This is a genomic window from Pseudomonas sp. LjRoot71 (assembly GCF_964253255.1).
Taxonomy (GTDB): Bacteria; Pseudomonadota; Gammaproteobacteria; order Pseudomonadales; family Pseudomonadaceae; genus Aquipseudomonas.
In genome coordinates, this window is sequence record NZ_CAXURA020000001.1 from 1,622,223 (window position 1) to 1,648,052 (window position 25,830).

At 62.7% G+C, this 25,830-nt stretch carries 19 protein-coding genes and 1 pseudogene; 2 read left to right on the forward strand and 18 right to left on the reverse strand.

All coding sequences use genetic code 11. The features are described 5' to 3' along the window. Positions 1-200: 200 nt before the first annotated feature. Genes ACSQ17_RS07760 through ACSQ17_RS07775 form a run of 4 tightly spaced genes read right to left on the reverse strand, consistent with a single transcriptional unit; the run spans position 201 to position 4,801 of the window. A complete protein-coding gene (locus ACSQ17_RS07760) occupies positions 201-1,979 on the reverse strand; it encodes an acyl-CoA dehydrogenase C-terminal domain-containing protein (RefSeq protein ID WP_296277326.1) in 1,779 nt (592 codons plus the stop codon). 56 nt (positions 1,980-2,035) lie between these two features. Next, a complete protein-coding gene (locus ACSQ17_RS07765) occupies positions 2,036-2,704 on the reverse strand; it encodes a TetR/AcrR family transcriptional regulator (protein ID WP_203477129.1) in 669 nt (222 codons plus the stop codon). 40 nt (positions 2,705-2,744) lie between these two features. Continuing rightward, complete coding sequence (locus ACSQ17_RS07770) at positions 2,745-3,596, reverse strand: 3-hydroxybutyryl-CoA dehydrogenase (RefSeq protein ID WP_203477131.1); 852 nt, start codon at positions 3,594-3,596, stop codon at positions 2,745-2,747. A gap of 20 nt (positions 3,597-3,616) precedes the next feature. Beyond that, the gene (locus ACSQ17_RS07775; protein ID WP_203477484.1) at positions 3,617-4,801 is read right to left on the reverse strand and encodes an acetyl-CoA C-acyltransferase family protein; all 1,185 of its coding nucleotides are present in this window, start codon (positions 4,799-4,801) and stop codon (positions 3,617-3,619) included. Positions 4,802-4,982: 181 nt separating this feature from the next. Between ACSQ17_RS07775 and ACSQ17_RS07780 the strand changes: the two genes are divergently transcribed. Then, on the forward strand, positions 4,983-5,996 hold the full coding sequence (locus ACSQ17_RS07780) for an AraC family transcriptional regulator (RefSeq protein ID WP_203477133.1): 1,014 nt from the start codon (positions 4,983-4,985) through the stop codon (positions 5,994-5,996). Between the two features lie 16 nt (positions 5,997-6,012). Here the strand turns inward: ACSQ17_RS07780 and ACSQ17_RS07785 are convergent. The 7 genes and pseudogenes from ACSQ17_RS07785 to ACSQ17_RS07815 form a co-directional block, all read right to left on the reverse strand. After that, a pseudogene (locus ACSQ17_RS07785) lies at positions 6,013-6,784 on the reverse strand (IS66 family transposase); the annotation flags it as partial. 320 nt (positions 6,785-7,104) lie between these two features. Continuing rightward, positions 7,105-7,995: an alpha/beta hydrolase gene (locus ACSQ17_RS07790; protein ID WP_203477135.1), complete on the reverse strand. Its 891-nt coding sequence runs from the start codon at positions 7,993-7,995 to the stop codon at positions 7,105-7,107. A 194-nt stretch (positions 7,996-8,189) separates the two neighbouring features. Beyond that, on the reverse strand, positions 8,190-9,428 hold the full coding sequence (locus ACSQ17_RS07795; protein WP_296277327.1) for a thiolase family protein: 1,239 nt from the start codon (positions 9,426-9,428) through the stop codon (positions 8,190-8,192). A 97-nt stretch (positions 9,429-9,525) separates the two neighbouring features. Next, positions 9,526-9,933, reverse strand: coding sequence for a hypothetical protein (locus ACSQ17_RS07800; RefSeq protein WP_203477139.1), 408 nt, complete (start codon positions 9,931-9,933; stop codon positions 9,526-9,528). Positions 9,934-10,272: 339 nt separating this feature from the next. After that, entirely contained in the window at positions 10,273-11,841 is a 1,569-nt protein-coding gene (locus ACSQ17_RS07805) for an AMP-binding protein (protein WP_241474440.1), read from the reverse strand. A 60-nt stretch (positions 11,842-11,901) separates the two neighbouring features. After that, on the reverse strand, positions 11,902-13,032 hold the full coding sequence (locus ACSQ17_RS07810; protein WP_436068181.1) for a saccharopine dehydrogenase family protein: 1,131 nt from the start codon (positions 13,030-13,032) through the stop codon (positions 11,902-11,904). Between the two features lie 43 nt (positions 13,033-13,075). Further along, positions 13,076-14,356: an acyl-CoA dehydrogenase family protein gene (locus tag ACSQ17_RS07815; protein ID WP_436068182.1), complete on the reverse strand. Its 1,281-nt coding sequence runs from the start codon at positions 14,354-14,356 to the stop codon at positions 13,076-13,078. A gap of 123 nt (positions 14,357-14,479) precedes the next feature. Here ACSQ17_RS07815 and ACSQ17_RS07820 point away from each other — a divergent pair, with 123 nt between their 5' ends. Further along, positions 14,480-15,352 (forward strand): helix-turn-helix domain-containing protein, encoded by an 873-nt coding sequence (locus ACSQ17_RS07820; RefSeq protein WP_436068183.1) that lies wholly within the window; start codon positions 14,480-14,482, stop codon positions 15,350-15,352. A gap of 183 nt (positions 15,353-15,535) precedes the next feature. Here ACSQ17_RS07820 and ACSQ17_RS07825 read toward each other — a convergent pair whose 3' ends face one another. The 7 genes from ACSQ17_RS07825 to ACSQ17_RS07855 all read right to left on the reverse strand — a co-directional run bounded on the left by ACSQ17_RS07825 (position 15,536) and on the right by ACSQ17_RS07855 (position 25,542). Continuing rightward, the gene (locus ACSQ17_RS07825; protein WP_436068184.1) at positions 15,536-16,543 is read right to left on the reverse strand and encodes a YeiH family protein; all 1,008 of its coding nucleotides are present in this window, start codon (positions 16,541-16,543) and stop codon (positions 15,536-15,538) included. A gap of 42 nt (positions 16,544-16,585) precedes the next feature. After that, positions 16,586-17,383, reverse strand: a complete 798-nt coding sequence (locus tag ACSQ17_RS07830) for a substrate-binding periplasmic protein (RefSeq protein WP_436068185.1) — start codon at positions 17,381-17,383, stop codon at positions 16,586-16,588. 8 nt (positions 17,384-17,391) lie between these two features. Further along, a complete protein-coding gene (locus ACSQ17_RS07835; protein WP_436068186.1) occupies positions 17,392-19,830 on the reverse strand; it encodes an efflux RND transporter permease subunit in 2,439 nt (812 codons plus the stop codon). Between the two features lie 28 nt (positions 19,831-19,858). Next, complete coding sequence (locus ACSQ17_RS07840) at positions 19,859-20,935, reverse strand: WD40/YVTN/BNR-like repeat-containing protein (RefSeq protein WP_436068187.1); 1,077 nt, start codon at positions 20,933-20,935, stop codon at positions 19,859-19,861. A gap of 90 nt (positions 20,936-21,025) precedes the next feature. Further along, on the reverse strand, positions 21,026-22,384 hold the full coding sequence (locus ACSQ17_RS07845) for a DUF1329 domain-containing protein (protein WP_436068188.1): 1,359 nt from the start codon (positions 22,382-22,384) through the stop codon (positions 21,026-21,028). Between the two features lie 35 nt (positions 22,385-22,419). Continuing rightward, a complete protein-coding gene (locus ACSQ17_RS07850) occupies positions 22,420-24,294 on the reverse strand; it encodes a DUF1302 domain-containing protein (RefSeq protein ID WP_436068189.1) in 1,875 nt (624 codons plus the stop codon). Between the two features lie 81 nt (positions 24,295-24,375). Further along, positions 24,376-25,542, reverse strand: a complete 1,167-nt coding sequence (locus tag ACSQ17_RS07855) for a thiolase C-terminal domain-containing protein (protein WP_436068190.1) — start codon at positions 25,540-25,542, stop codon at positions 24,376-24,378. Positions 25,543-25,830: the final 288 nt, after the last annotated feature.

Below are 25,830 nucleotides of genomic sequence, written 5' to 3' on the forward strand. Positions count from 1 at the left end.
GGTATCCGTCCGGCCAATACACCTTCCTGACCCCGACACCATTTCTAGCCTTTTACCCGAGGCAGGAACCGTATGCGGTAGTTCCGCACTTACGGATCTGTGCGGGGAATGGCAGGTAACTGCCATCCCTACCGCAACCTCCCTATTAATGTACATGACAACCTTAAGTTAATAGCTGGACCAGACCTGTCTCATGCCGCTTAGAACTGCGCGGCGCCGAGCAGATACAGGCTCTCGCTGCCGGCCTTGACCGAGGCGCTCAGCGAGTGGATGCGCGGCAGCAGGCGGGCGAAGTAGAAACGCGCTGTGCCCAGCTTGCTGGCGTAGAACTCGTCCTGGTCTACCTTGCCCAGCGCAGCACGGGCCATCAACGCCCACATATAGGCGTAGGCGGTGTAGCCGAACACCTGCAGGTACTCCACCGAGGCGGCGCCGATCTCGTTGGGGTTGCCCTTGGCGCGGTCCAGCACCCAGGCGGTCAGCTCGTCGAGGTTGGCCACCGCGGCGGCCAGCGGCTGGGTGAACTCGGCCAGCGAGGCATCGGCGTCGGCGACGAAGGTCTTGATCTCGTCGGCCAGGTGCCGGTAGAAGCTGCCGCCGCTGCCGACGATCTTGCGCCCCATCAGGTCCAGCGATTGGATGCCGTTGGTGCCTTCGTAGATCTGGGTGATGCGGCAGTCGCGGATCAGCTGTTCCTGGCCCCACTCACGGATAAAGCCGTGGCCGCCAAAGATCTGCTGGCCGTGCACGGTGGTTTCCAGCGCCATGTCGGTGAGGAAGGCCTTAGCCACCGGGGTGAGCAGGGCGACCAGATCTTCGGCGCGCTTGCGGGTGGTGGCGTCTTCGCTGTACTTGGCGGTATCCAGCTGCATGGCCACGTAGCTGGAGAAGGCGCGACCGCCCTCGTTCAGCGCTTTCATGGTCAGCAGCATGCGACGCACATCCGGATGCACGATGATCGGGTCGGCGGCTTTGTCCTTGGCTACCGGGCCGGTTGGCGCACGGCTCTGGATGCGGTCACGAGCGTATTCCACAGCGTTCTGGTAGCTGCGCTCACCCAGGGACAGGCCTTGAATGCCGACGCCCAGGCGCTCGTAGTTCATCATGGTGAACATGGCGGCGAGGCCCTTGTTCGGTGCATCGACGATCCAGCCGGTGGCGCCGTCGAAGTTCATCACGCAGGTGGCCGAGGCCTTGATGCCCATCTTGTGTTCGATCGATCCGCAGGACAGCGCGTTTTTCTCGCCCAGCGAACCGTCGGCATTGACCATGACTTTCGGCACCAGGAACAGCGAGATGCCTTTCGGGCCAGCCGGTGCGTCCGGCAGTTTGGCCAGCACCAGATGGATAATGTTCTCGGTCAGGTCGTGCTCGCCGCCGGTGATGAAGATCTTGGTGCCGCTGACCTTGTAGCTGCCGTCGGCCTGCGGCTCGGCGCGGGTTCTGATGATGCCAAGGTCGGTACCGGCGTGGGGCTCGGTCAGGCACATGGAGCCGGCCCAGACGCCGGCGTACATGTTCGGCAGGTACTGCTGCTTCAGCTCTTCGCTGGCGTGGTTGAGGATCGACAGGCAGGCACCGGCGGTCAGCATCGGGTACAGTCCGAAGGACAGGTTGGCCGAGTTGACCATCTCCTCGACCTGGGCCGAGATTACCTTGGGCATGCCCATGCCGCCGAAGCGCGGGTCGCCGCCGACGCCACCCCAGCCGCCCTCGGCAAAAGTCTTGTAGGCCTCGGGAAAGCCGGCCGGCGTGCGCACTGCGCCGTCGTGCCAGCTGCAGCCTTCCTCGTCGCCGCTGCGGTTGAGCGGGGCGATCATCTCGGCGGCGACCTTGCCGGATTCCTCGAGGATGGCGTTGGCGGTGTCTTCGTCCACCACTTCGGCCAGGGCCGGCAGTTCGGCCCACAGCTTGGAGACCTCAAACACTTCGTTGAGCACGAAACGCATATCGCGTAGGGGAGCTTGGTAATCAGACATGCTTGAGTCACTCAGGTAATGCGAGGGCATGGAACATGCCCCGGTTAATAGAAGGGTCAGCCGCGCAGGCTGGCCCCGGGAAAGCGCAACGGCACTACGGTTGCGCCATCTGCAGCCGCGCTCGGCTGCTTGAGAACGCCGGCCAGGGAACCGAGGACGATCGCGCAGATCACCTCCTGCCGCTGCGCCCGGCTCAAACCGGATTGATCCAGCCAGGCCGGCAGGTTGTTCAGCCAGGCGACGACCGCCTGCACGGTGGCCTTGAGCACCGGCAGCGGGCCGCTGGCGCCGGCCTCCAGCAGGCGCGCCAGGAGCTTTTCCTCATAACGCCCGCGCATCTGCCGGATCTGGCCCTGGTGCTGCGGCGAGAGACAGCGATACTCCCGCTCGGCCATCAGGAAATGCAGACCACGGTGCTCGTGCAGTGCGATATGGGCCCGCAACAAGGCCTGCAGGCGGCCGTGCACGGCGTCCTTGTCGCTGAGCAGGGCCGCCTCGAGCAGGTCTTCATAGAGCTCCTCGATCAGCTCAAACAGCAGTTGCTCCTTGCTCTCGAAATGGTGGTACACCGAACCGGCGCCTATCCCCAGATGGAGGGCCAGCTCACGCATGCCCACCTCGGCAAAGCCCCGCTCGGCGAACAGTTCCAGCGCCTTGCCGCGGATCTGCTCGAGTCGCGAGAGCGCTGCCCCTGACTCGTCAGGGTACGATCGCTTGGTATTCATGCCGACATGCCTCCCGGAAAACGCCAGCGCTGGCCCATGGTCAGCCATAGCGATAGAAGCCATGGCCACTCTTGCGCCCGAGGCGACCGGCTGCCACCAGTTCCTTGAGCAGGGAGGGCGGGCGATATTTGGGGTCGCCGAAGCCCTGCTGGAAGGACTCCAGAATCGCCAGCAGGGTATCCAAACCGATCAGGTCGGCCAGCGCCAGCGGCCCCATGGGCTGACCACAGCCCAGCTTCATGCAGGTGTCGATGTCCTCGGCACTGGCCAGGCCCTCCTGCAGGGTGAAGATGGCCTCGTTGAGCATCGGCACCAGGATGCGGTTGACCACGAAACCCGGACGGTTGCCGGCGCTGATCGCGGTCTTGCCGATGCGCTCGGCAAACGCTAGGGTGCGGGCATGGCACGCCTCGGCGGTTGCCAGCCCACGAACCACTTCCACCAGGCTCATCAGCGGTACCGGGTTGAAGAAATGCAGGCCGATAAAGCGCTCGGGATGACTGACAATGGCCGCTAGCTGACTGATCGACAGCGACGAGGTATTGCTGGCGATGATGGCCTCGGCAGCGACCTGCTCACTGATCTGCTTGAGAATGCGCAGCTTCAGCTCCAGGTTCTCGGTGGCCGCTTCGATCACCAGGCTGGCGCTGGCTAGGCTGGTATAGTCGGTGCTGGTGCCGATGCGCACCAGCGCCTCGGCGCGCTGCTGCTCGCTCAGCATGCCCTTCTCCACCTGCCGGCCGAGACCGCTGGCGATGGTCGCCATGGCCTTGGCCAGGGCGGCCTCGGAAATGTCGACCAGGGCGACGGACAGACCTGCAAGGGCACACACCTGGGCAATACCGCTGCCCATGATGCCGCCACCGATGACGCCGATACGTTCGTCGCTCATGGTCCTGCTCTCCTGCCTGCTCAAACGCGCTCGAAGATCGCGGCGATACCCTGGCCACCGCCGATGCACATGGTCGCCAGGGCATAGCGGCCCTGGGTGCGCTGCAGCTCGTGGATGGCCTTGGTGACGATGATCGCCCCGGTGGCGCCGACCGGATGGCCGAGGGAGATGCCCGAACCATTCGGGTTGACCTTAGCCGGGTCGAAGTCCAGCTCGCGGGCCACGGCGCAGGCCTGGGCCGCGAAGGCTTCGTTGGACTCGATCACATCTAGGTCGGCGACCTTCAGGCCGGCCCGCTGCAGGGCCAGACGGGTGGCCGGGATCGGCCCCAGGCCCATCAGCTCGGGCTCGACGCCGGCATGCGCGTAGCTGACCAGGCGGGCCAGCGGGCGCAGGTTGTCGGCCTGCACCGCCGCGCCTGTGGCCAGCACTACCGCCGCCGCGCCGTCGTTGAGTCCCGAGGCGTTGCCGGCGGTGACCGTGCCGCCCTGCTTGAACGCGGTGCGCATGCCCGCCAGTTGGACGAGCGAGGTCTCACCGCGCACATGCTCGTCGACCTCGAACAGCTGGGTGCCTTTGCGGCTCTTGATCTCGACCGGCACGATCTGGCCGGCGAAGCGTCCTTCGGCAATCGCCCGCGCCGCCCGCTGTTGGCTTACCAGTGCCAGGGCATCCTGGTCTGCGCGGCTGATGCCCAGGCGCTCGGCGATGTTCTCGGCGGTGATGCCCATGTGCATGCGCTGGAACGGATCATGGAGGATGCCGAGCATGTAGTCGACGGCCTGCATGTCGCCCATGCGGCCACCCCAGCGCGCCCCCGGCAGCAGGTACGGGCCGCGGCTCATGGACTCGGCGCCGGCACCGATGGCGATATCGCATTCGCCCAGCAGCAGGCTCTGCGCCGCCGAGACGATGGCCTGCAGGCCGGAACCGCAGAGGCGATTGACGTTGAACGCCGGGACTTCCTTGGGGATACCGGCATTCATCGCGGCCACCCGGGAAATGTAGGCATCGCGCGTCTCGGTAGGAATGACATTGCCCATCACCACATGCCCGACCCGTTCGGCGGCGCAACCGCTACGCTGCAGGGCGGCGCTGACCGCGGTCGTGGCCAATTCGCAGGGTGGGGTATCCTTGAGCGTGCCGCCGAAGGAGCCGATTGCGGTTCTGACGGCGCTGACGATATAGACTTCGGGGTTAGGCATGGGAGACTCCGGTGGCAGTGAGATGCGGCTGTTTGCCGAGCGGCGCGACCGTGATGGCACGCGCACCACTCAAGCCTGGATTAGTATAGAAAAGGCGATTGGCCCCGGCCTATGCCGAAAATGACCGATTTGACTGATGCTTTTTGCCACTCCTGGCAACTGACCGCAGCGAGCGAGCGTTATGCGAGAGAAGGACTCGGTGGCCGTGTATTTCGTCCGGGCCGCCCTCTACGGACTGCGCAACAATCCGCAGCGCCGGGCGCAACTGCTGTGCCAGGCAGGCATTGCCGAAGAGCTTCTGGACGACCCTAGGGGCCGGGTCGCGGCCTTGCAGCTGGCCAAACTGTGGCTGGCCATAGCCGAGGAACTGAACGACGAGTTCCTCGGCTATGACTCGCACGGCATGCCGCTGGGCAGCTTTGCCCTGATCTGCCGCGGCCTGATCCAGGCGGACAACGTTGGCCAGGCTCTGCGCCAGTGCCTGAGCGGCCTGGGCCTGTTCTTGCGGGATATCCGCGGCAGCCTGTCGGTACGTGGCGACCGCGCGGTGATCAGCCTGCACAATCGCCAACCAGACCCGCTGGCGCGCGGCGTCACCGAGGAAATCTACCTGACCGTGGTGCTTGGCCTGCTGTGCTGGCTGGCGGGGCGGCGCATTCCAATCGACCGCTCGCAGTTCGCCCACCCTCGACCGTCGCATGGCGACGACCATCTGTTTTGGGGGCCGAACCTGACATTCGAGGCCGCCCAAAGCGAAATCGAATTCGCCGCCAGCTATCTCGACCTGCCGGTGGTGCAGGACCTGGCCTCGCTGAAAACCTTCCTCGGCACCTCACCGCAATGGCTGATCGTACGCTTCAGCAACCGCCAGGGGCTCAGTGCCCAGGTATACAAAGAGTTGCGCAACTGCAGTTACGAGCACTGGCCCACCCTGGCCGACATGGGCGAACAGCGCGCCCTGAGCATCGCCAGCTTCCGCCGCCAGTTGCAGCGCGAGGGTTTCTCCTTCCAGGAACTCAAGGACGAGGTGCGCCGCGCCATCGCCTTCGAGTGCCTGCGCAACAGCGACCTGAGCATCACGGCGATTGCCGAGAAGGCCGGCTTCCGTGAGGCCAGCGCGTTTCACCGGGCGTTCAAGCAATGGACCGGCGAAAGCCCCGGTCAATACCGGATGAAATGGCGTAGCAGCGGATAATCACGCCCTTGGGCTATACCTTCTGCGCGTCGACAAACTCGCGTCGAGCATGCGTCCAGCAGACCAGGTGTTTGATGCCTCTTGAATGACCACGGCGTTGTAACCGGCGTAGTTGTCGGTACTCATGTAGCCGCAGTAGCCGTCGAGCAGGCGCAAGGGCTCCTCCTGCGCTCGGCTGGCGGTGTTGTCGAAAAGGACCACCGGTTTGTCGGGTGGTGGCCCACCGCTTTGTACTTAAATCCAGGACTGCGCGCTGGAATCGTATCCCGGTTCATGCTGCACCTACAGGCATGTTTCGTCGCAGTGCAATAGCGGTTACTTCAGCAGCGTGTCGCGCATTAGATTGAGCAGCGGTTACAGTTGCTCGCCACGTTGGATCACCCAGCGCCCCAGGGGCTGGCGTGGGATGTCGACGCCGTGGTGGCTGAGCATCTTCTCGAAGCGGTACAGCGGGATGCCGTTGGCGTACTTGGCGGTCAGTAGTATCGCCAGCACGCTGGGGCTGGCCAGGCTCTTCTCGATCAGTTGCGGCGGGTCGGCGCTGCTTCGCAGACGTAGGTCTTACGGATGTGGCGGAGACAGCGGCTTGCGCTTGCCTCGACGCTTGGCCGGTGTAACGACTTCTTCGGCTTCGCTTGACGCGGCTGCGGGCTCTTCGAGCAGCTCTCTTCTGCCATAATGGCCAGCTGCGGCGAGTTGGCGTCTTTTGGGCTGCGCTCGGACTTTGTGGGCAGCAGGGCGACCTGTTCTCGGAGTCGTGCCACCTTCCCGTGCGCCAACAGCAGCACAGTCCGGTGGCCTTGTCACTCACATCGGGCTTGGTCTTGAAACGCTCGGCTTCAAGACGCCTGGGCTACAGGCAGAAACCATTGCGCTCCCAGGACAGGATCTTGACCTGGCTGCGAGAGTGGTTGTATTAAAAGCCTCTGTTACCGCTCGGTGGCGCCGCCACCCAAGAGGTTCTAGTACATCCGCACCATATTAGCGAAGCTGTTGCTTGGCGCCCCCTCCATCAGGTGCGTATCAGCGCGCGGCCGGAGCTGCACTTGATCGAGCGAGTTGGATGCGAGCTTTTGGTCAACCTGTAGGCGAAGGGTAGGGATAACGGCTACGGGAACGGCACCTTCCGTTTGAGGAAGTCGAGTTGCCGGGCGCTGACCTGTTCGAAGGCTTCATCTAGGTAGATGGCAAAGTGGCCTTCTTGGCACAGATGTACTTCCCCATCCGGGGCTTGTCCGGCATAGCGCAGTGCCGGGCCAGCCGGGGCCACGCTATCGGTCCGGCATATGCAGAAGAGCGTTGGGCACTGAATTTTTGCGGTTTGCCTGCCTGGCGAGTAACGCAGAACCGACAGTGCTATGCGTGCCGCCACCTGGTTCTGAAAGGAACAGTGTTCCGGCTTCAGGGCGAGGTAGCCAGGTTCTGCATCTGCTGCGGTCAAGAGCGCTGCCGAATGCCTGGGTCCAACCAGCTTGACCATAACCGGTGCGGCGCCGAACATGGAACCGACCATATCTGCCAGCGCCAGCGCGCCCACCTTGAGCAGGCTCAAGGTGTCCATGGCCCGGCAGGCAGCGGGGCCGTCGGTAAAGGGACCTTGGACCATCGCGGCGGCGATAGCGGAGTCTGCGGCTGCCACTTCGAGGACATGCCCTCCACTAAAAGAGCTGCCCCACAGGATGACGCGCGTTGCATCCAGGCTGTCTAGGGTTCTGGCGTAAGCCACCGCAGAGCGCCAGTCCTGCAACTGGTGCGCGATATCCAACAGCTGTCGAGGTTGGCCTTCACTGGCGCCGAAATGTCGATAATCGAATACCAGGCAGGCATAGCCGGCCCTGCAGAATTTTTCGGCATAGGCATCCAGGCGCATCTCGCGAGTGCCGCCCAGGCCATGGGCCATGATTATGACGGGATGGGGCTCTTGCCGTTCCGGCTGATACAGCCAGGCTGCACAGTGCACTTCGCCGGACAGGAATAGGACATCGGTACGCTGGATCATCACGAGCTTCCCTCTTATGGGGGCGAAGTTATTGCGGGCGTCCCGGCATGCCGGACACGGATCTGCGGTTGCCCATTTTGATTAGGCTGCGGCTGCTCTCGCACAGACCGGCGCCAGGCTGCGTATCCCACGGTCGCGACTGGCCTCCATCGGCTCCTGCAGATTCTTCGGCGGCTGGCCCGGTTGGAGGGGGGTTATCTACTAAGGATGTGGATGGCCACTTCCGCCTCTTCGATTCCCTGCAGGCCACCGCCATTCTCCTGGATCGCATGCCGGGCGTCTTTAACCTGGCGCGCGCCGGCCTCACCGCGCAGCTGGGTGACAAGTTCGTACAGCTGGCCGATGCCCGTAGCGCCTAGTGGATGGCCTTTGGATTCCAAGCCGCCGGAGGTGTTGATGGGCAGGCGCCCGCCGAGGCTGAACTCGCCGCGCTCGGCGCATACGCCGCCCTGGCCGAGAGGCGCCAGGCCAAGGTTTTCCGCATGGATGATCTCGCCCATGGCCGATGCGTCATGCAGCTCGGCGACGTGCATGTCCTGTGGGCCGAGGCCCGCGATCTCGTAGGCCTGGAGGGCGGCGAGTCGACTGACATGCTTTTCCGGTTCGTCCAGGCGGCGGTTGCTGAAGCTGCGCAGGACGCTGGCGGATATTTTGATGCAGCGCTTCTTGTCGGCGCCGATTCGCTTCAGCCCTTCTTCCGTACACAGAATCGCGGCGGCGGCACCGTCGGAGAGCGGCGCGCACATGGGCAGGGTGATCGGGTAGGTGATTGGTGGGGCCGCCAGCACTTCGTCGATGCTGAACGGCTTGCGGAACTGCGAGTAGGGGTTGTGTACCGAGTGTTGGTGGTTTTTCGCACAGACCGCAGCGATCTGACGTTGAGTGGTGCCATAGGTGTGCATGTGCCAGCGGCACATGGCGGCGTAGATGGCCATGAACTTACTGTAGGGCTTGTCCGATTCGGAGCCGGCTGGCGGGGTGATACCCGCGCCCATCTTGACCAGGATCTGGTAGTTCTCCTCGGCGCGGGAAACATCCCAGCCAGCCTCAAACAGGGCAAAGGCCTTCATCTTGTCCGGGATGTTCATCTTCTCGGCGCCGATGGCCAGGACTACGTCAGTGGTGCCGGCTTTGAGGCACTGCACAGCTAGGTTGATCGCCGAGCTGCCGGAAGCGCAGGCGTTCTCGACGTTGACGATGGGGATCTGCTCGATGCCGAGCTTACTCAGCACCACTTGCCCGGGGATGGAAATCTGTCCCTGTAGGGGACCATTGGTCATGCCGGCGTAGTAGGCCGCGCCAAGATCCTGGGTGCTGCACCCGGCATCTTTCAGCGCACCGCGCAGGGCCTCACCGGCTAGGTCGTCCAGACTGCGTTCCAGGTGGCGACCGAACACGGTCATGGCGATACCAGCGATATAGATAGTGCTCATGAATGACTCCTGTGGATGGCTTGCTGGGCTGGTGTGTCGGTTACTGCGTGGGCACTTGACTTTTAGTGTCTGCCTTTTGCGGTCAGTGCGAAGCGAGTCAACTGGCGTTGCTCCCGCTGGCGGTTTGCAGGCTGCTGGTGTTGCGTAGATAGCGCCAGAACAGCAGAGCGAAGATCAAATCGCCGAAGGCCAGGATCGGAAAGTGCAGGCCGGTGTTGCCGCTGAGCCAGTGGCCAAGGATCACGCTGGCCACCAGCAACTTCAGGACAATACTGAGGCCGATGTAGGGGCGATAACGTACGGGATTCCGGGCGATGAGCCAGTAGGTAAAGCCGAACACCACGACCACGCCCATGGTTATGTGCATGAACAGTATGGCTGCCGGGTTGAGCGACAAGCCCAACAGGGCGGAGGCCGGGCCGGGGGCCAGCAAGAGGGGCAAGCCCGCTAGCAGACTGAAGAGTGCTGCGGAGATAAACAGTTTGCGGCTATGACGTTTGGACATCGGTTTTCTCCAGCGCTATCGCCCCGCCTTGTCCGTTAGACGAAGGCGGCTACGTGGGATTCTTGCTTCAGCAGTTGGACTTCACCCAGCTGCCAGCTTTGTCGAATCGACTCGACAGTGGTGCCGCCCTTGCAGCCCATCATGATCCTGGCCGACTCGAGCAGGTAAAGGGGGCATCGACAGCTTCTGATCATGCAACGCAGAGCGTAGTTCGGCGGCCAAACGGGAAGGCTTATGACGGCTGTTGCGGGTTTTGGGCATACCAGCGGAGTGATGTTTTGAGAGTCCGCAACGGTTCTGTAGGCAGAAAAAACCCGTGCCAGAGGGCACGGGGGTCGCTCAAATCTTCTTGCCGATGTTTTGCCAGTACTTCTCGCGCAGGTCTTTCTTCAGCACCTTGCCGATCGGGCTGCGGGGCAGGGTGTCGATGAAGTCGACCGTTTTGGGTGCCTTGACCGACCCCAGTTTCTGCTTGCACAGGGCGATCAGTTCATCGGCTGAGATGGTCTGGCCAGCGTTCAGCTCGACCACCGCCTTGACCGCTTCGCCCCACACGGCATCGGGCACGCCGATCACCGCGCAGTCCTGCACGGCCGGGTGGCCCCAGATCACCTGCTCGACCTCGCTCGGAAAGACGTTGAAGCCCCCCGAGATGATCATGTCTTTCTTGCGGTCGGTGATATGCAGATAGCCTTCGGTATCGATGTGGCCGATGTCGCCGGTGTGCAGCCAGCCGTCGATGATGGTTTCCGCAGTCTTGTCCGGCGCCTTGTAGTAGCCCTTCATCAGCAGGTCGCCGCGTACGCAGATCTCGCCGGTCTCGCCCTGTGCCAGAATCTGGTTGTCGTCGTCGAGAATCTCGCAGTGGATCAGTGCGTTGGGCCGGCCTACCGAGGACAGGCGCGCATCGTCGGCGATCCGGCCGTTGCGCAAATGCTCATCCGGCGGCAGGTAGGCGATGGAAGCCGGACATTCGGTCTGGCCGTAGCCCCCCATCATCACCGGGCCTATCACCTCGATGGCCTGCTTGAGCTTTTCCACCGACATGGGCGCGGCGCCGTACATCAGGTACTTCAGCGAGGAGAAGTCGACCTTGTGCTGCAGACCCGGTACATCCAGCAGGCGGTAGATCACAGTAGGCGGCAGGAACAGCTCGGTGACCCGGTGCTTGCTGATGGCGGCCAGCAGCACGGCCGGATCGGGGCTGGTGACGACCGCCACGCTGCCGCCACGCGCAGTTGCCGGCAGGGACAGCAGGCCGGCGGTGTGGGTCATGGGGGCCGCGGCCAGATTCACCGGCTTTTCCTCGGCGCCGTAGGGGCAGCCGATCATGAAGTGGGCGCAGAAGGTCTGCAGGCTGCGATGGGTGTTCATCACACCTTTGGGCTTGCCGGTGGTGCCGCCGGTGGAAGAGAGCATCACCACATCGTCCATGTCGACCGCGACATTGGGCTTGCTGACCGCTTGCCCGGAGATCCAGTCCTGCAAGCTATGGCTGCCAATGATTTCCGGCGCGCTGCCGTCGACGCAGATCCAGTGCCGGATCTTCGGCAGGCGCGGCTGAAGTTCGGCGATCACCGGGGCGAAGTATTTCTGGAAGAACAGCACTTCGCAGTCGAAGGCATCCAGCACGTAGTGGTTATCGTCGGCCGAGTTGCGTGCGCCGACGGGTAGCCAGCACATGTTGGCGCGCCACAGGCCGAGGGTGCAGGTCCAGGCAGTGACGTCGTTGGCAGCCCAGACGGCGCCCTTGGTTTCCTTGGGCAGGTCGGTGGCGAGCAGGGCATTGGCGATGCGGCAGGACAGTTCGCCGACTTCGGTGAAGCTGTATTCGCGTTCGTCCTGGATATAGGCGGAACCTTGCGGGTTGCTGCGCCAGCCGCGGTCGAAGAAATCGATGATGGCCATTTCAGAATCCTGAAGACAGATGTGGCTTCCAGACTCGGAAGCCACACCAAAAGGGAGTGGTTAGAGCTGGCTGACGCTGGCACGAGCCAGGCCACGTTGCTCGAGGAAGCCGAGCAGGTAGCGGTGGCCGAACGCCTTGGAGCCGGAGGCGAAGCCGACCTTATTGGTCTCGCCGTCGATCAGCTTGATGGCGGCGGCGGTCTGCAGGGCACCGGTGGAGATGTAGGGGGCAACGCCATGCACGGTGGCGCGTACGGCAGCCAGCTGGCCGCGGCCGATGGCGACGTCGACGCTGCGCTGAACGGTGGTGCGCTCGCGCGGCGGCATGCTCGGCGTGGTCGACTCGACCAGGCTCTTGACCACGGCATCCTGCTGTTCCTTGGGCAGGTGCTTGTATTCGGCTTCCCACTTCTGGGCCAGGGCGTGGACCATCTGCATCACATTGTTGTCGTAGAAGCCCACACTGGAGATGCAGCTGCGTACGCGTGAGTCCTGCTCGAAATAGACCGGCAGCGAAGTACCGCTCCAGGGCAGGGAGAACACCGGCTGGATGAAGTTGGGGTCAACGATGTTGAAGGACGCGGTGACCGGGTGAGCCACCAGCTTCTTATCCCACAGGTAGCACTGTTCGTTGCGGAAGAGTTCGAAGATCGAGGCGGCCGAGCCGATACTGACGCCGGCGGATTCGCGCGGGCCACGGCACATAGCGGCAGTTTCCAGAGCGTCGATGCCCTGGGTTTCCAGAGCCAGTTCGGCGGCGATTTCGGAGAAGCTGTACATGTAGGAAACCGAAGGCGAGACCAGCAGGCCGGCCTGACGATACAGCTCGCCGAATTGATCGCGAACCTGGCGCACGTAGCTTTGCTCGCCAGTGGTGTCGAGGTGGTGGCAACCGGCCTTGAGCGCGGCTTCGACGGCGATCAGACCGAAATTGACGAACGGACCGACGGTGTTGCACACCACCTTGGCGCCTTTGAAGGCGGCGGTCAGCGATTCGACGTTGTGTTCGGCCTCGATGATCTCGTAGGTGGCCGATTCCAGGCGCACCACGCGCTGGGCCATCATTTCCTGGGTGCGTTTGGCGTTGCGCGCCACGGCGGTGAAGGGGATGCCCTGGTCGATCAACCAGTCCATGGTCAGCATGCCGGTGTAGCCACTGGCGCCGTAGACAACTACTGGGTACTTAGCCATTTTTCTTTCCTCTTTCTTGTTAGTGGGGCTATGCGCCGGGAAATCAGTTCTTTGTCCAGCCGTCTTCGAACAGCTGTTGCGCCAGGTAACCCAGGCGGGTGGTCAGCATGTGGTTCTCGCCATCCTCGATCAGCGCGGCACGGGCGTCGCGGAACAGCTTTTCCAGCGGGTATTCACAGGTCAGGCCGTTGCCGCCAAACATCTGCAGGGCTTCGCTGACCACATGCATGGCTTCCTGGGTGACCGTGACCTTGCCAGAGGCAGTAGCCCAGGGATGGCCCTGCGGGCTCAGGCGGGCATAGGCCAGGGAGCGGCGGGCGACGGCCCGGCACAGCTCGACGCGGCGTAACATGTCGCCGATGCGGTAGCGAGTGAGCTGGTGGTTGATCAGCAACTGGCCGCCTTGCTTGCGCTCATGGCAGTAAGCCAAGGCCAGTTCGAAGGCAGAGCGGGCCACGCCGGTGAACATCTGCGACATGTGGGTGCCGGCAAAGGACCAGGCCGAGGCGACATTGCCGTAGTACTCGTCCTGCAGGGCGATGGCGAAGCGCTTGGGGATCCTGACGTTATCGAAGTAGACCTCGCCCTGCGGCAGGGCGCGCTGGCCGATTTTTTCCAACGGTTTGCCCTTGCTGACGCCGGGCAGATCCAGCGGCACGATCACGGTGATTCCGTTGGGGCGGCCCTGGGCATCGTAGAATCCGTCGCCATAGTCGGCGGTCATATAGACCAGGGCTACCTGTGCCACTGCACCGTTGGAGACCCAGGCGGAGCACTGGCCGTTAATGACGATCTCATGCTCACCAACCTTGGCGAACAGGTTGCCCTTGTTGCCCGGCTGGCCTTGCACCCACTCGCGCTGCATATCGAAGGCGCCGACGTCGGAGCCCTTGTCCGGATGGGTGATCATCCAGCAGCCGATCTTGCCGGCGCACAGGTCGATCAGCTCCTGGTTGCCGACCACCTTGGCCATCTCGGTCGGGAAGGCGGTCACGGCCAGGGAAACCGCCAGGCCGGCATCACCCCAGCCCATTTCCTCGCCGATCAGCGACTCGACGCGCACGGCTGTTTCCGGTGGCAGTTCGGCCAGCAGATCGGAGTCCAGGCCGAGCTTGGCCGCTTCGCTGAACAGGCTGTAATACGGCGAGCCGGGGGCGACCACCTGCTCGGCGGTCATCTTGTCGAGTTCCTGGCCGAGGGGGCGCATGAAGTCCTTGGCAAAGCGATGCACGCTGTCCTGGATGCCGCGCTCGATCTCGCTCAGGGGCGTTTCAAAGCCGGTCATTGAAATGTCAGGCAGATTGATCCGGTTGCTTAGTTTCATGGTGGGCCTCGTGTTGGCACTCGGTTTGTCTATGACCTGCACTCTAGGCGTCGAAGCGCGTCGCGGCTTTCAACAAAGACCCGTATATTTGTCAAAAAAAAAAAATCCATGGAGGACGCTTGCATGCCTGCACCGAGTTGGCTGAAGGTTCGTCGGGAACTGGGGCATAGCCCCATCGTCGAGGGCCGCATAGGCGGTTCGGCACCGCTTTATGTCGAGCGCTACCTGTATCAGACGGTAGAGCGCACCGTGTCCGGCAACGACATGACCAGCCTGGTCACCCAGTTTGGTGGCGGCCGTGTGCGGGAAGGGGAGATCGACCACTGGCGCAGCCTGAGTCTGCCAACCCAGTCGCAGCTGTTACCGGCCGGTGTGCCCACGCACTGGCACTACGCAGGCACGGTGGATTTCGCCGTGTTTTATTTTCTCGATGGCGCCAGCAGCGCCATGCAGAGACTGAAGTTGCTGGGTGCTTCGCGCAACGAGCCAATTCCATTCAGTGACCAGTTGGTCGGTGCGCTGGCACTGCAGCTGGTCAATGAACTACAGAAAGGGCGGCTTGCCGATCAGGGCTTCATGGAGCAACTGGCGGCACTCATGCTCGAGCAGAGTTTTCGGGTGCTGACGACCGCCAGCCCGCGCGGGATCAGTCCAAGACACGTACATTTTGCCCGCTTGCAGCGAGTGCTCAACCATATTCATGAGCATTTGACGGATGACTTGCTTGCCGAGGCGTTGGCCAAACTCGCCGATGTCAGTCTTGCCCATTTTCGCCGAATTTTCGAAGACGCGATGGGAGTGCCTCCCCATCGCTATATTCTCAGTGTGCGTTTGGAGCAGGCGCGCAAGTTGCTGACCCTCTCGTCGATGCCCATTGCGCAAATCGCTCAGGAGTGCGGTTTCAGTAGTCAGAGCCACCTCACAGCCTGCTTTCGCGCGACCCATGCGGTGACCCCGGCTCACTACAGAAAAGCCACAGTGGGTGAGCGGAGCTAGGCGGGCGCCGCGGTCGAGTCTCTTCGGTTGCCTGTTTCCTGGTAGCGCCATGTCACGGCTCGGATATTCATCTGCCGAGCCTGGCGATGATGCATCGACCAACTGATCAGCAATGCTGTACAGACCGTGCACCACACACAGCAACAGCCTGTCCTCATAGCGACAGGCCGGACTTTTCAGTGATCATCGGCTCCAGTGCAACAGCGCCAGAACCAGGGCAACCAGGAAAACGGTTTCGCCGATCATCAGCAGAATCGGCTTGATGCCCACCGAGGCCAGCTCCTTGAGCTGGGTCTTCATGCCCAGGGCGGCAATGGACACCACCAGGCACCAGCGCGACAACTCGTTGATCCCACCCTGCAACAGGCTCGGCACCCAGCCGGTGCTGTTGACGCAGGCGAGGACGACGAAGGCGACGGCGAACCAGGGCAGCAGTGGCGGACGCTTGCCGCTGGCATCGGCGCCCTGCATGCGGGTGATCATGGCCGCGACGACGATCACCGGCACCAGCATGGCCACACGCATGAGCTTGACCACCGTGGCGGTGTCGCCGGTCTCTGCAGACATGCTGTAACCGGCACCGACCACCTGGGCCACGTCGTGGATGGTGGCCCCGAGGAAGATCCCGGCCTCCTGCGGCGACAGGGCGAACCAGTTGGCGATCATCGGGTAGAGGATCATCGCCAGGGTCGACAGCGCCGACACACCGATCACGGTGAACAGCGTGGCGCGTTCCTTCTGCGGGTGGTTGGGCAGCGCGGCGGCCAGTGCCAGGGCTGCCGAAGCACCGCAGATGGCGGTCGCCCCGCCGGTGAGCATGCCGAAGATGCGCTGGAACCCCAGCGCCTTGGCCGCCACCACCGAGACGCCGATGGTCGCCACCACCAGCGTCACCACCAGCGCCACCGGCTGCCAGCCGAGGCCGACAATCTGCTCCAGGGTGATGCGCATGCCCAGCAACGCCACGCCAATACGCAGCACCGTGCGGGCGGTGAACTCGATACCGGCCTTGCACTGACCTTCGGCGGACAGGAAGTTCAGCGCCATGCCCAACAGCAGGGCAAACAGCATCACCGGCGCGCCGTAATGCTCGGACAGAAAGGTGGCGGCAGCAGCCACGATCAGGCTGACGACAAAACCAGGCGCCAGTTCGCGGGCACGAACATGGAGGTGGCTGATGGCACTGTGCATGGGTTTTCCTTGGAAGTGAAGATGGTCAGATGACCCGTTCGATCAGGGCACTTCAGGCAGATTGGATGGGTTTGCAGTGACGGCCTTTTGCCGAGCGATTTCATCCCACAACTGCTCCACCCGCTGCTTGTGGTTGCTATGGAACGTAGGGTTGATGGCCAGATAAAGCGGTTCTTCGATGATGGGAAGGGGGAGGATTTCAAAACGCCCCTGAAACTCGGGCTGGTTGATGGCATGTAGCAGGCGAGACTCGCTATCTGCAGCCAGGTTGCCGCGCCCCTTGAGCAACATGCGCAGCATGGCTTCGATGGTCTGGGGGCTGTCCTCTGCCGATATCTGCCGCGTCCTGAAATGATTTTCTAGCAGGGTTACCCCGGTCATATACAGCACCGGGCCGCTCAGCCCGTGTATATGCTCGCCATCCCAAGTCACTGGGCTACCGCGCTGGCGGATAAACACCATTCGGGCTAACCCGACGGCCCCGCTGTTGTCTTGCGGAAAAGCGAAATGCGCGAGGTTGGTGGTAGAGCGTGTGATCACCGCAATGGCGTCGAAGTGTCCCTGGGCGGTGCCGTTCCAGCAGCGCTTCCAGGGCAGGCGTTCGACGCGGATTGGCCAGCCGAGTAACAATGCTGCGTCCAGTGCCAATTGATGTGCCGTACCGGTTTTCTCCCGGTAGGTGAAGGGCGGTACATCCACATCACTGATGCACACGCGCAGGGGCGGAGTTTGATCCGCACCTGCCAACGGGCTGATCAGCGTCAGCAGCACGCTGATCAAGCCGCAGCCCATATGGGTTAGGCATGGCGCGCGGTAGCGGGTGCGATGCAAAGCCAGCATGCTGGGGCCTAAGCCTTGCGCTCAGTCAGCAGAAAGTGCGACAGCGCCGGGATCAGGATCAGAGCACCGAGCATGTTCCACAGGAACATGAAGGCCAGCAGGATGCCCATGTCGGCCTGGAACTTGATCGGCGACCAGGCCCAGGTGATCACGCCTACCGCCAGGGTGATGCCGACCAGGCCGACCACCCGGCCGGTGAAGGCCACTGCATTCTGGTAGGCATCCGACAACGACATGCCGTGGCGCTGGTAGTGCAACTGCACACTGAGCAGGTACAGCGCATAGTCGATGCCGATACCCACACCCAGGGCGATCACGGGCAGGGTGGCGACCTTGACGCCGATGCCCATGGCCACCATCAGTGCCTCACAGAGGATCGAGGTCAGCACCAGGGGCAGGATGGCCACCATGGCCGCGCGCCAGCTGCGGAAGGCAATCAGGCAGAAGACGATCACCGCCAGGTAGACGTAAATCAGCATCGTGCGGTTGGCTTCACGCACCACGATGTTGGTCGCTGCCTCGATCCCGGCACTGCCTGCGGCCAGCAGGAACTGACGATCCTCGGTGCTGTTTTCCTGGGCGAAACGCTCGGCGATGGCCACCACTTCGTCGAGGGTCTCAGCCTTGTGGTCCTTGAGGAAGGCAATCACCGGCATCACCGAGCAGTCGGTATTGAACAGCTCCGGAGCGTTCACCGAGGCCTGCTGGGCGGCGTAATTCAGCATGTCCTGGTTGCGCTGGATGCTGTTGAGCTTGGGGTTGCCCTCGAAGGAACCAGCCGAAATCTGGCGCACCGCATTGACCAGCGACGAGGTGGCCTGCACCCCGGGATGCTGCTGCAGCTCCCAGGCCAGACGGTCAGCCAGGATCAGGGTCTGGTAGTTCAGGCAGCCTTCCGGAGCGGTCTTGATCATCACCGCGAACAGGTCGCTGGACAGCGCGTAGTGACTGGTGATGTAGGCGTTGTCACGGTTGTAGCGCGAGTCTTCATGCAGCTCCGGGGCGCCGCTGTCGAGGTCGCCGATTTTCAACTGCAGGCTGACGATGAAGCCGCCGACGCCCATCAAGGTGGCTACCAGCACGGCGCCGGTTGCCCACTTGCGGGTAGTGAATAGATCGAGCAGATCCCACAGCTTGCCGAAGCCGCGGTGCTGGGCGGCCTTGTTGTCGATCTTCAGCGCGCGCTCGGCGGCGCTGGCGCTTACGCCGACATAGGACAGCGCCACCGGCATCATCAGCAGGGTAGTGAAGATCAGCACGGCCACGCCGATGCTGGCGGTGATGGCCAGTTCCTGGATGACCGGAATGTCGATCAGCATCAGCACGGCAAAACCCACCGCATCGGACAGCAGCGCGGTGACCCCGGCGATAAACAGACGGCGGAAGGTGTAGCGCGCGGCCACCAGCTTGTGGGTGCCGAGGGCGATGTCCTGCATGATACCGTTCATCTTCTGCGCCGCATGCGACACGCCGATGGCGAAGATCAGGAACGGCACCAGAATCGAGTACGGATCGATCGCGTAGCCCAGCCAGGCGACGATACCCAGTTGCCAGACCACTGCTGTCAGCGAGCAGAGGATCACCAGCAGGGTACTGCGAATGCAGCGGGTGTAGAGCAGGATGATGACAAAGGCACTGACTACCGCCAGGCCGAAGAACATCATGACCTTGATCAGGCCATCGATCAGGTCGCCGATCAACTTGGCGAAGCCGATCACCCGCACCTTGTACTTGCCGGTGCCCTCCTCGCCCGCCTGGCGCGCCGCGCTGTCGCCGGCGAATTCGAACTTATCGCGCAGCTGCTCTTCGATGACCTTGGAAAACTGGTAGTAGTTGATGCTCTGGCCGGTGGCCGAGTTCTTGTCCAGCAGCGGCACGATCAGCATGCTCGACTTGAAGTCGCTGGCCACCAGGCTACCGACGATGCCGGCGCGGTTGATGTTCTGCCGCAGTTGCTCGATGTCTTGCGCTGAACCCTGGTAGCTGTCGGGCATCACCGGGCCACCCTGGAAGCCTTCTTCGGTGACCTCGGTCCAGCGCACCGCCGGGCTCCACAGCGACTTCATCCAGGCGCGGTCGACACCTGTGGCAAGAAACAGCTCATCGTTGACCTGCTTGAGCACCGCCAGGTACTCGGGGTCGAAGATATCGCCCTGGGTGTTTTCCACCACCACCCGCACCGAGTTGCCCAGGCCGCGCAGCGAGTCGCGGTTCTCCAGGAAGTTCTGGATGTAGGGCTGGCTCTGCGGAATCATCTTTTCGAAGCTGGGCCGCAACTCCAGCCGGGTCAGCCCCATGTAGCCCAGCAGCAGAGTGACCAGCACCATCAGCAGGACGAACAGCCCGCGGTTGTTGAATACCGTGCGCTCCAGCAGGTTGCCGGTGCGCGCATCGAAATCGCGCACATCACGGATCACCGGCATGGTGTCTTGTTGGATTTTGCCCATGTCAGGGTACTCGCTCTAATTCTTCTGGTTATTCGGCAGACAGGCTGCGTACGCCGCGCGCACCAACCAGGATCAGGGCACCGTTGCCAGCCTGCGCGGCACCGGCGACCGGAGCTTGCTGCTGCTGTGGCAACAGTTGCAGGGCGTTCTGCTCGGAGCTACCGAGCAACTGGTGGCCCGCCTGGGTAAACAGACGGTATTGCCCCTGGGCATCGACCAGGGCAGCACTGAAGCTGATCTGCAGAGGTGCCTCCAGGCTCTGCCAGAGGTAGCCACCATCGCTGCTGCGCAGGGCATGCCCGCGCAGGCCGTAGACCAGAACCTCACCAGGCTTGCCGGTGATGCCGAAGAAGCTGCCCTGATAAGGCGTTTCCAGTGCGATGAAGCGTTCGAGAATGGCGTCCCACTTGCGCAGCAGACCCTGCTCGCCGGCGATGTACAGCGCATCGCCCGTCGAGGCGATGGCGTTCAGATGCAGGCCCTGAGGGTTCTCGGTGCGATCCTGAAACGGCAGCCAGCTGCGCCCGCCATCGCGGGTATGCAGAATCAGGTTGAACACGCCCACCGCGTAACCCTGCTGCTCGTCAGCGAACCACACATCGAGGAACGGCTTGTCGGCGCCTTCGTCGAGCAGACGCTGGCCTTCTCCAGCCAGCATCGCCCACTGTTCGTTGGCCGGTTCGGCAGCAGCCAGCGCGCTGTAGTGCTTGAGCACCAGTTCGCCGATCTGGCGGCCATCGAGCTGCTTGCTCCAGGTGACGCCAGCATCGCTGCTGTGCAGGATCACGCCGTCATTGCCCACCGCCCAGCCTTGCTGGGATGAGGCGAAATAAACGGCATTGAGGTCGACACTGACCGGCACCTGGGCCTGTTGCCAGGAATGGCCAGCATCGTCGGAATACAGAATGTGGCCGCGTTGGCCAACGGTCACCAAACGCTCACCCGCACGGGTAACGTCCAGCAGGGGGCTGCGCAGTGCCAGCGCACTCGGCTTGGCCGGCAGGTCCAGCACGTCAACGTAGCTGGTCGCCTGAGCAAAGCCCGGCAGCAAGGTCAGCATGGCAGACAGTGCCAGCTGCTTAATCTTGTTGTTACAGGAGCACATACTGCGTCCTCTTGGAAAAAGGGCGCCGGAGTGCATGGATATGCAGTCCGGCACCAAAAACTGCCTGGTTTATCTAGGCAGGGGGAAGCTTCAGCGAATTCCGGCGCCGGCCAGCGAGTCAGGCGACCATTGTGCGTTGGACACTGCCTTGACGTACTTGATACCGCCATACGGGCCGGTCAGGCCTGTGACGCTATAGCCGCCACCGATCAGGTCATAGTTGATGTAGGGCGAGGCGTCTGGAACTTGCTGGTCATAGCTCTGGCTGAGGAAGCTGAAGCTGCCACGGTACAGCTGACCACGGGCGTCATACTGGTCAGAGGCCAGAGCCACCCAGGTGTCCTCGTCCAGGTAGAAGCGGCGCTTGTGGTAGATATGGCGGGCACCTTCCTTGAGGGTAGCTTCGACCACCCAGACGCGATGCTTCTCCCAGCGTACGGAACTCGATTCCATGTGGTTGGGCGTGAGCAGCTTGGCAGTATCGGCCTCATAGGTTACGCGATAGGCGTTATAGGGGACGAACATTTCCTGCTTGCCCACCAGCTTCCAGTCATAGCGATCGAGCGCGCCAATGAAGACGAAGGCGTCATCGTAGGTCGCCGCACCGGCAGAACCCGGGTTGGGGGTGTCATAAGCCAGGCTTGGCGCCAGCTTTACCCGGCGTACGCCAGGCAGATACTGCCAGGCGCGGCGTGGCTGGGTGAGGGGGTTGACTGCGTCGCGCAGCATAATGGCTTCACCGGCCCGGCGAGCCGGGCCGGTGTACATCAGCTTGATCTGGTAGTAGGTGTCCTTGGCCTGCATCGGCTTGCTCAAGTCGCCGTACACCGCATAGTTGATCCAGGCATCGCCGGTAGTGGCCAAGCTGGGGCGGCCGCTGCTGTCGACAAACCAGTTGTCGTACTTGGTGGCGAGATTCACTCCCTGGTAGCGCAGCAGGTGGTTCCACATGGCTTCGGCGCCCGACTGCGGAATTGGGAAGGGGGTTCCCGGCAGCGCATTTTCGATGGCGTTGCCGCCTTCCACCGCTGTGGCCGTGGTGGCGTTCTTCAGCGTATTGTCCAGCACACCCTGGGGGATGGATGCACTGCGGTGCGTCGGGTAGACCTCAAGGCGGAAGCTGGGATGACGTCGGGCCAGTTCGGCGGTTACGGCGGTCAGTTGATCCTTGTACTGTTCGACGTTCTTGCCGTCGATAACCAGCACGGGTTTTTCGCCAGCGAATGGATCCGGGCGCATGCTTTCGCCCGGTTTGTAGCTGGCTGGCGGGGTAGTGAGACCGCCCTCGTAGGCGGGAATGGAGCCATCCGCGTTGCCGGCTTTTTCCGCACCGATCAGGGTCAGCTCAGCGCCGAGCTTGGCTGCCTCTGCCGCCGATACGGCGGCATGCGCCTGGCCGGCAATGATGGTCGCCAGTGAGGCGGCCAGCACGTTATAGAAAAATTTCATCTCGATTCTCTCCGCTTATTGTTGTAGTGCGAGCATCAAAAGGTGGTTTTGAAGGTCAGGTACATGGCGCCGCGATCTTCGGTGGCGCCGGCGCCGCTGAATGAGCTGTAGCCGCCGGGGTAGCAGGTGTAGAGCTCGGTTGGGTTGAGAGCGTTAGGGGTCGAACCATCATTCAGGCCGTCTTCACACTTGCTGGCTTCGCCAAAGGCATCCACGTACTTGAGGTCGACGTAGTACTGGTTGTAGATGGCCGCGCCGACACCGACGGAATAGGTGCCGGTGTCTTCCGCACCACCGCCCTGCACCGGCGACACACCATCGATGCCGAGGTTGACGGAAATCGGCGCGGTTAAGTCCACGCCCGGGAATACCTGATACCAGGTCGGCGTGAAGTTGACGGCGATGCCCCAGTTGTCGCGGGTGGCCTTGTCCACGCCGCGGTAGGTGTCCTCGCCCTTGTACAGCGCTTCGTTCTTACTATCGAGGGACAGCAGGTTGCTGTAGTACAGCTCGCCCAGCAGGCTGGCGGAGTCGAAGAATGGTGTTTCTGCGATGGCCACTAGACCGTTAAGAGTCCAGTGCAGGGTGTCGCCGGTAGCGGCCATACTCGCGCCGTCGCGCGGAGCAACACCAACCACACCTGTTCCAGGATTGCGTGCAGGTAGCCCTACGTTGTCCAGCAGGAAAGGCGCATAAATTGCCGGGATGCTGGCCAGCGGCATATTGCTGCGCACATTCAGGTCACTGCCCACGCTGACGCCGCCGAAGTCCTTGGATAGGCTGATACCGTAGATATCGATGTCGTCGCCATAGGCAAACTTGTAATCCAGAGTAGTGACGGTTGCCGGGGCAGCCTCATTGAAACCAGGCCCATCCACCACAGCCTGCGGCAGCACATCGGAAGTGTTGCGGTAGTAGAGACCCAGGGTGCCATCCAACCACTCGGGCGACCATTTGGCCATCACGCCCCAGTCACCACGATCATCCGGCGTGTAATCGTCGCCACGGCGTACTGTAGTCAGAGCGGTAGGCCCAGCAAATACCCCCCCAGCAAAGCCATTGCCCAGCAGGAGGCTATGCGCACCAACGCCGACCACATCCGAACCATCGTAATAGGTACCAGCCTCGGACAGGCGAGCCGGATCCCACTTGAAGAAGTACTGGGCACCCAGGGTCAGTTCCGAGTTAACGGTGAAACTGGTGGAAATCTGGTTGCGCGGCAGGAACAGCTCTTTGGCCTCAGTACCCGGCGAAGCTGCGGACTTGGCCAGATCCAGGCCGGCCTGACCATAGCTCAGCGAGTGCACCGGGCTCAGTACGGTCTCGCCCCAGAACACGTTGTGTTGGCCGGCCTTGACACTGAACATCGACTCTTCGCCCACGGTGGCGCTGTAGAACACGAAGGCATCGAGGATCTCGCCAGACGGGCCGCTGTAGTAGCGCTGCGCGTAGCGGCTTAGATGTGAGCTACCGAGAGGTGCATACAAGGGCGATAGCGGGTTAGCAGGGCCGGTAGTTGCATCGTTACCGTTGACTAACGGATTGGAATTCGACCCCGCATTGTCATAGGCCTTGTCATACCAGCTCGCCGCGCTGACGCGAAAGCCCATCTGGTTCTGGTACACCACGTCCAACTCGGTCAGCAGGTCGACGCGGTTGGTTATATTGGTGCCGGCCTTGCGGAAGTTGTAGTCGCCGTCGTTGTTGTTCGGCGTGGCCAGCATGCGCTTGTCGGCGCTCTCGGTGCGCACGCCGTAGTTGTACTTGAACGTGTTATCGAAGCGCACTGACCAGTCTTCACTGCCGGTCTCGAGTTCGAAGGCATGGGTCGGAGAAATGCCGAGCGCGGCGAGGATTGCCGTGGCCAGGATTCCGCGCTGGAGGTTGATCTTATTGTTGTTGTATTTCATGGGGCTTTCCCACCTCTCTTTGTGAGTTTTCGGTACCACTTTTATCTGTTGCCGACCCGGCAACGTCGCTTGCGGCGTTGGCTAGGATGTCCGCTGCAGAATCCCGATCGACACGGTACGGCCAAATGCGCAGCTGTGCTGTAAGGCTGTGCGAGCCCCCTTGATCTGTTGCGCGCCGGCTTCGCCGCGTAATTGCCAGACCAGTTCAGCCAGTTGTGCCAGAGCGCTAGCCCCGGGCGCATGGCCCCGGCCGAGCAGACCACCGGAGGGGCAGATTGCCACCTGACCATCTTCACCGGCGTGGCGGCCCCGGCTGAATGAGTCCATCTGCGCTTCGCTGCAGAAACCCAGGGCTGCACAGCCGATCAGGTAGTCGGCCACGCTATGGTCATGCAACTCGACCACATCGATGTCCTCGGGGCCCAGGCCGGCGTGTTCGTAGGCCTGGCAGGCAACCCGCCGGGTCGCCGCGCGCCCCAGCACATCGAGTACTGACAGTGATTGCAGGTCGCCCTCGGTATCGCTGCCGCGCACGCTGGCGAGGCTGGCCACGTCGGCGCGCAAACCATAGCGCCGGGCGAATTCGGGGCTGCACAGGAGGACGGCTGCGGCTCCGTTGGCCGGCGGGCATAGGTAGGGCGCGCCCTCACCCAGATAGTCTTGGTCGGCGTTGAGCAGGGCATGGGGGTTGAGTCGGGCCTGCCGGTGCGCTTGAGCGAGCACGCGCTCGCTGACAGCCGCGGCCCCCCCCAGAAGCGCCTGCAGGGCGCTCATCTGGGCGGCGAACAGTTTCTCCGGAAACTGCCTGAGCATCAGCAGATCCCGCAGGTCCTGGCTGACGAGCAGGCTTTCACGGTCGGTTTCGGGAACCGCGTCGAGGCCGCACGAGGTGCGACCGGCGCTGTCGCTGGACAAGGCTTCGCAGCCGACCGCCAGAACACATTCGGCTTCGCCGGAGAGTACGCACTGGCGCGCCAGGTGAAAGGCCGTATAGCCGGACATCTCGCCATCGCTGATGCTGACCAGAGGCGTGCCGGTAAGGCCGAAACTGCGCATGGCGTGCTCGCCAACGGCGGCTCCGGCATGCGCGTTGGCGGTGAAAATCTGGTCGATCAGCTCGAAATCGATGCAGGCATCGGCCAGACACAGCTGCACCGCGCCGGCTGCCAATGCCGCGGGTTCTGCAGGACTACCGTTCGCAGTGAACGGCATCATCGCTACCCCTGTGACCAGAACCTTTCTAACCATGCTGTATGCCCCGTCTCGGCAATCGTTTCGGCCGGATGACCTCGAACATTCCTTACGCGTGTCGCTAAGCGTGTGGTGCAACCGGCCTCTGGCGCATCACGCACAGCGTTCGGTTCAACCTGCTGATCAGACTAGTGCGCTTGGGGAGACGAGGAACCCCCAGCGTTGGGGGGGGCAGCGCCTTTCTCGGGTGGCAGAGGATTGCGCTCGACTGTGCCACTGCTGCCACGATGTACCGGGCAGGCTTACGGCGAACGCGCATGCCTGAGCTACCCGGGTGGGCATCCG

Coding starts and splice junctions, on each gene's coding strand:
- ACSQ17_RS07760 (WP_296277326.1), bottom strand. CDS start 1,979: ATGTCTGATTACCAAGCTCCCCTACGCGATATGCGTTTCGTGCTCAAC.
- ACSQ17_RS07765 (WP_203477129.1), bottom strand. CDS start 2,704: ATGAATACCAAGCGATCGTACCCTGACGAGTCAGGGGCAGCGCTCTCG.
- ACSQ17_RS07770 (WP_203477131.1), bottom strand. CDS start 3,596: ATGAGCGACGAACGTATCGGCGTCATCGGTGGCGGCATCATGGGCAGC.
- ACSQ17_RS07775 (WP_203477484.1), bottom strand. CDS start 4,801: ATGCCTAACCCCGAAGTCTATATCGTCAGCGCCGTCAGAACCGCAATC.
- ACSQ17_RS07780 (WP_203477133.1), top strand. CDS start 4,983: ATGCGAGAGAAGGACTCGGTGGCCGTGTATTTCGTCCGGGCCGCCCTC.
- ACSQ17_RS07790 (WP_203477135.1), bottom strand. CDS start 7,995: ATGATCCAGCGTACCGATGTCCTATTCCTGTCCGGCGAAGTGCACTGT.
- ACSQ17_RS07795 (WP_296277327.1), bottom strand. CDS start 9,428: ATGAGCACTATCTATATCGCTGGTATCGCCATGACCGTGTTCGGTCGC.
- ACSQ17_RS07800 (WP_203477139.1), bottom strand. CDS start 9,933: ATGTCCAAACGTCATAGCCGCAAACTGTTTATCTCCGCAGCACTCTTC.
- ACSQ17_RS07805 (WP_241474440.1), bottom strand. CDS start 11,841: ATGGCCATCATCGATTTCTTCGACCGCGGCTGGCGCAGCAACCCGCAA.
- ACSQ17_RS07810 (WP_436068181.1), bottom strand. CDS start 13,032: ATGGCTAAGTACCCAGTAGTTGTCTACGGCGCCAGTGGCTACACCGGC.
- ACSQ17_RS07815 (WP_436068182.1), bottom strand. CDS start 14,356: ATGAAACTAAGCAACCGGATCAATCTGCCTGACATTTCAATGACCGGC.
- ACSQ17_RS07820 (WP_436068183.1), top strand. CDS start 14,480: ATGCCTGCACCGAGTTGGCTGAAGGTTCGTCGGGAACTGGGGCATAGC.
- ACSQ17_RS07825 (WP_436068184.1), bottom strand. CDS start 16,543: ATGCACAGTGCCATCAGCCACCTCCATGTTCGTGCCCGCGAACTGGCG.
- ACSQ17_RS07830 (WP_436068185.1), bottom strand. CDS start 17,383: ATGCTGGCTTTGCATCGCACCCGCTACCGCGCGCCATGCCTAACCCAT.
- ACSQ17_RS07835 (WP_436068186.1), bottom strand. CDS start 19,830: ATGGGCAAAATCCAACAAGACACCATGCCGGTGATCCGTGATGTGCGC.
- ACSQ17_RS07840 (WP_436068187.1), bottom strand. CDS start 20,935: ATGTGCTCCTGTAACAACAAGATTAAGCAGCTGGCACTGTCTGCCATG.
- ACSQ17_RS07845 (WP_436068188.1), bottom strand. CDS start 22,384: ATGAAATTTTTCTATAACGTGCTGGCCGCCTCACTGGCGACCATCATT.
- ACSQ17_RS07850 (WP_436068189.1), bottom strand. CDS start 24,294: ATGAAATACAACAACAATAAGATCAACCTCCAGCGCGGAATCCTGGCC.
- ACSQ17_RS07855 (WP_436068190.1), bottom strand. CDS start 25,542: ATGGTTAGAAAGGTTCTGGTCACAGGGGTAGCGATGATGCCGTTCACT.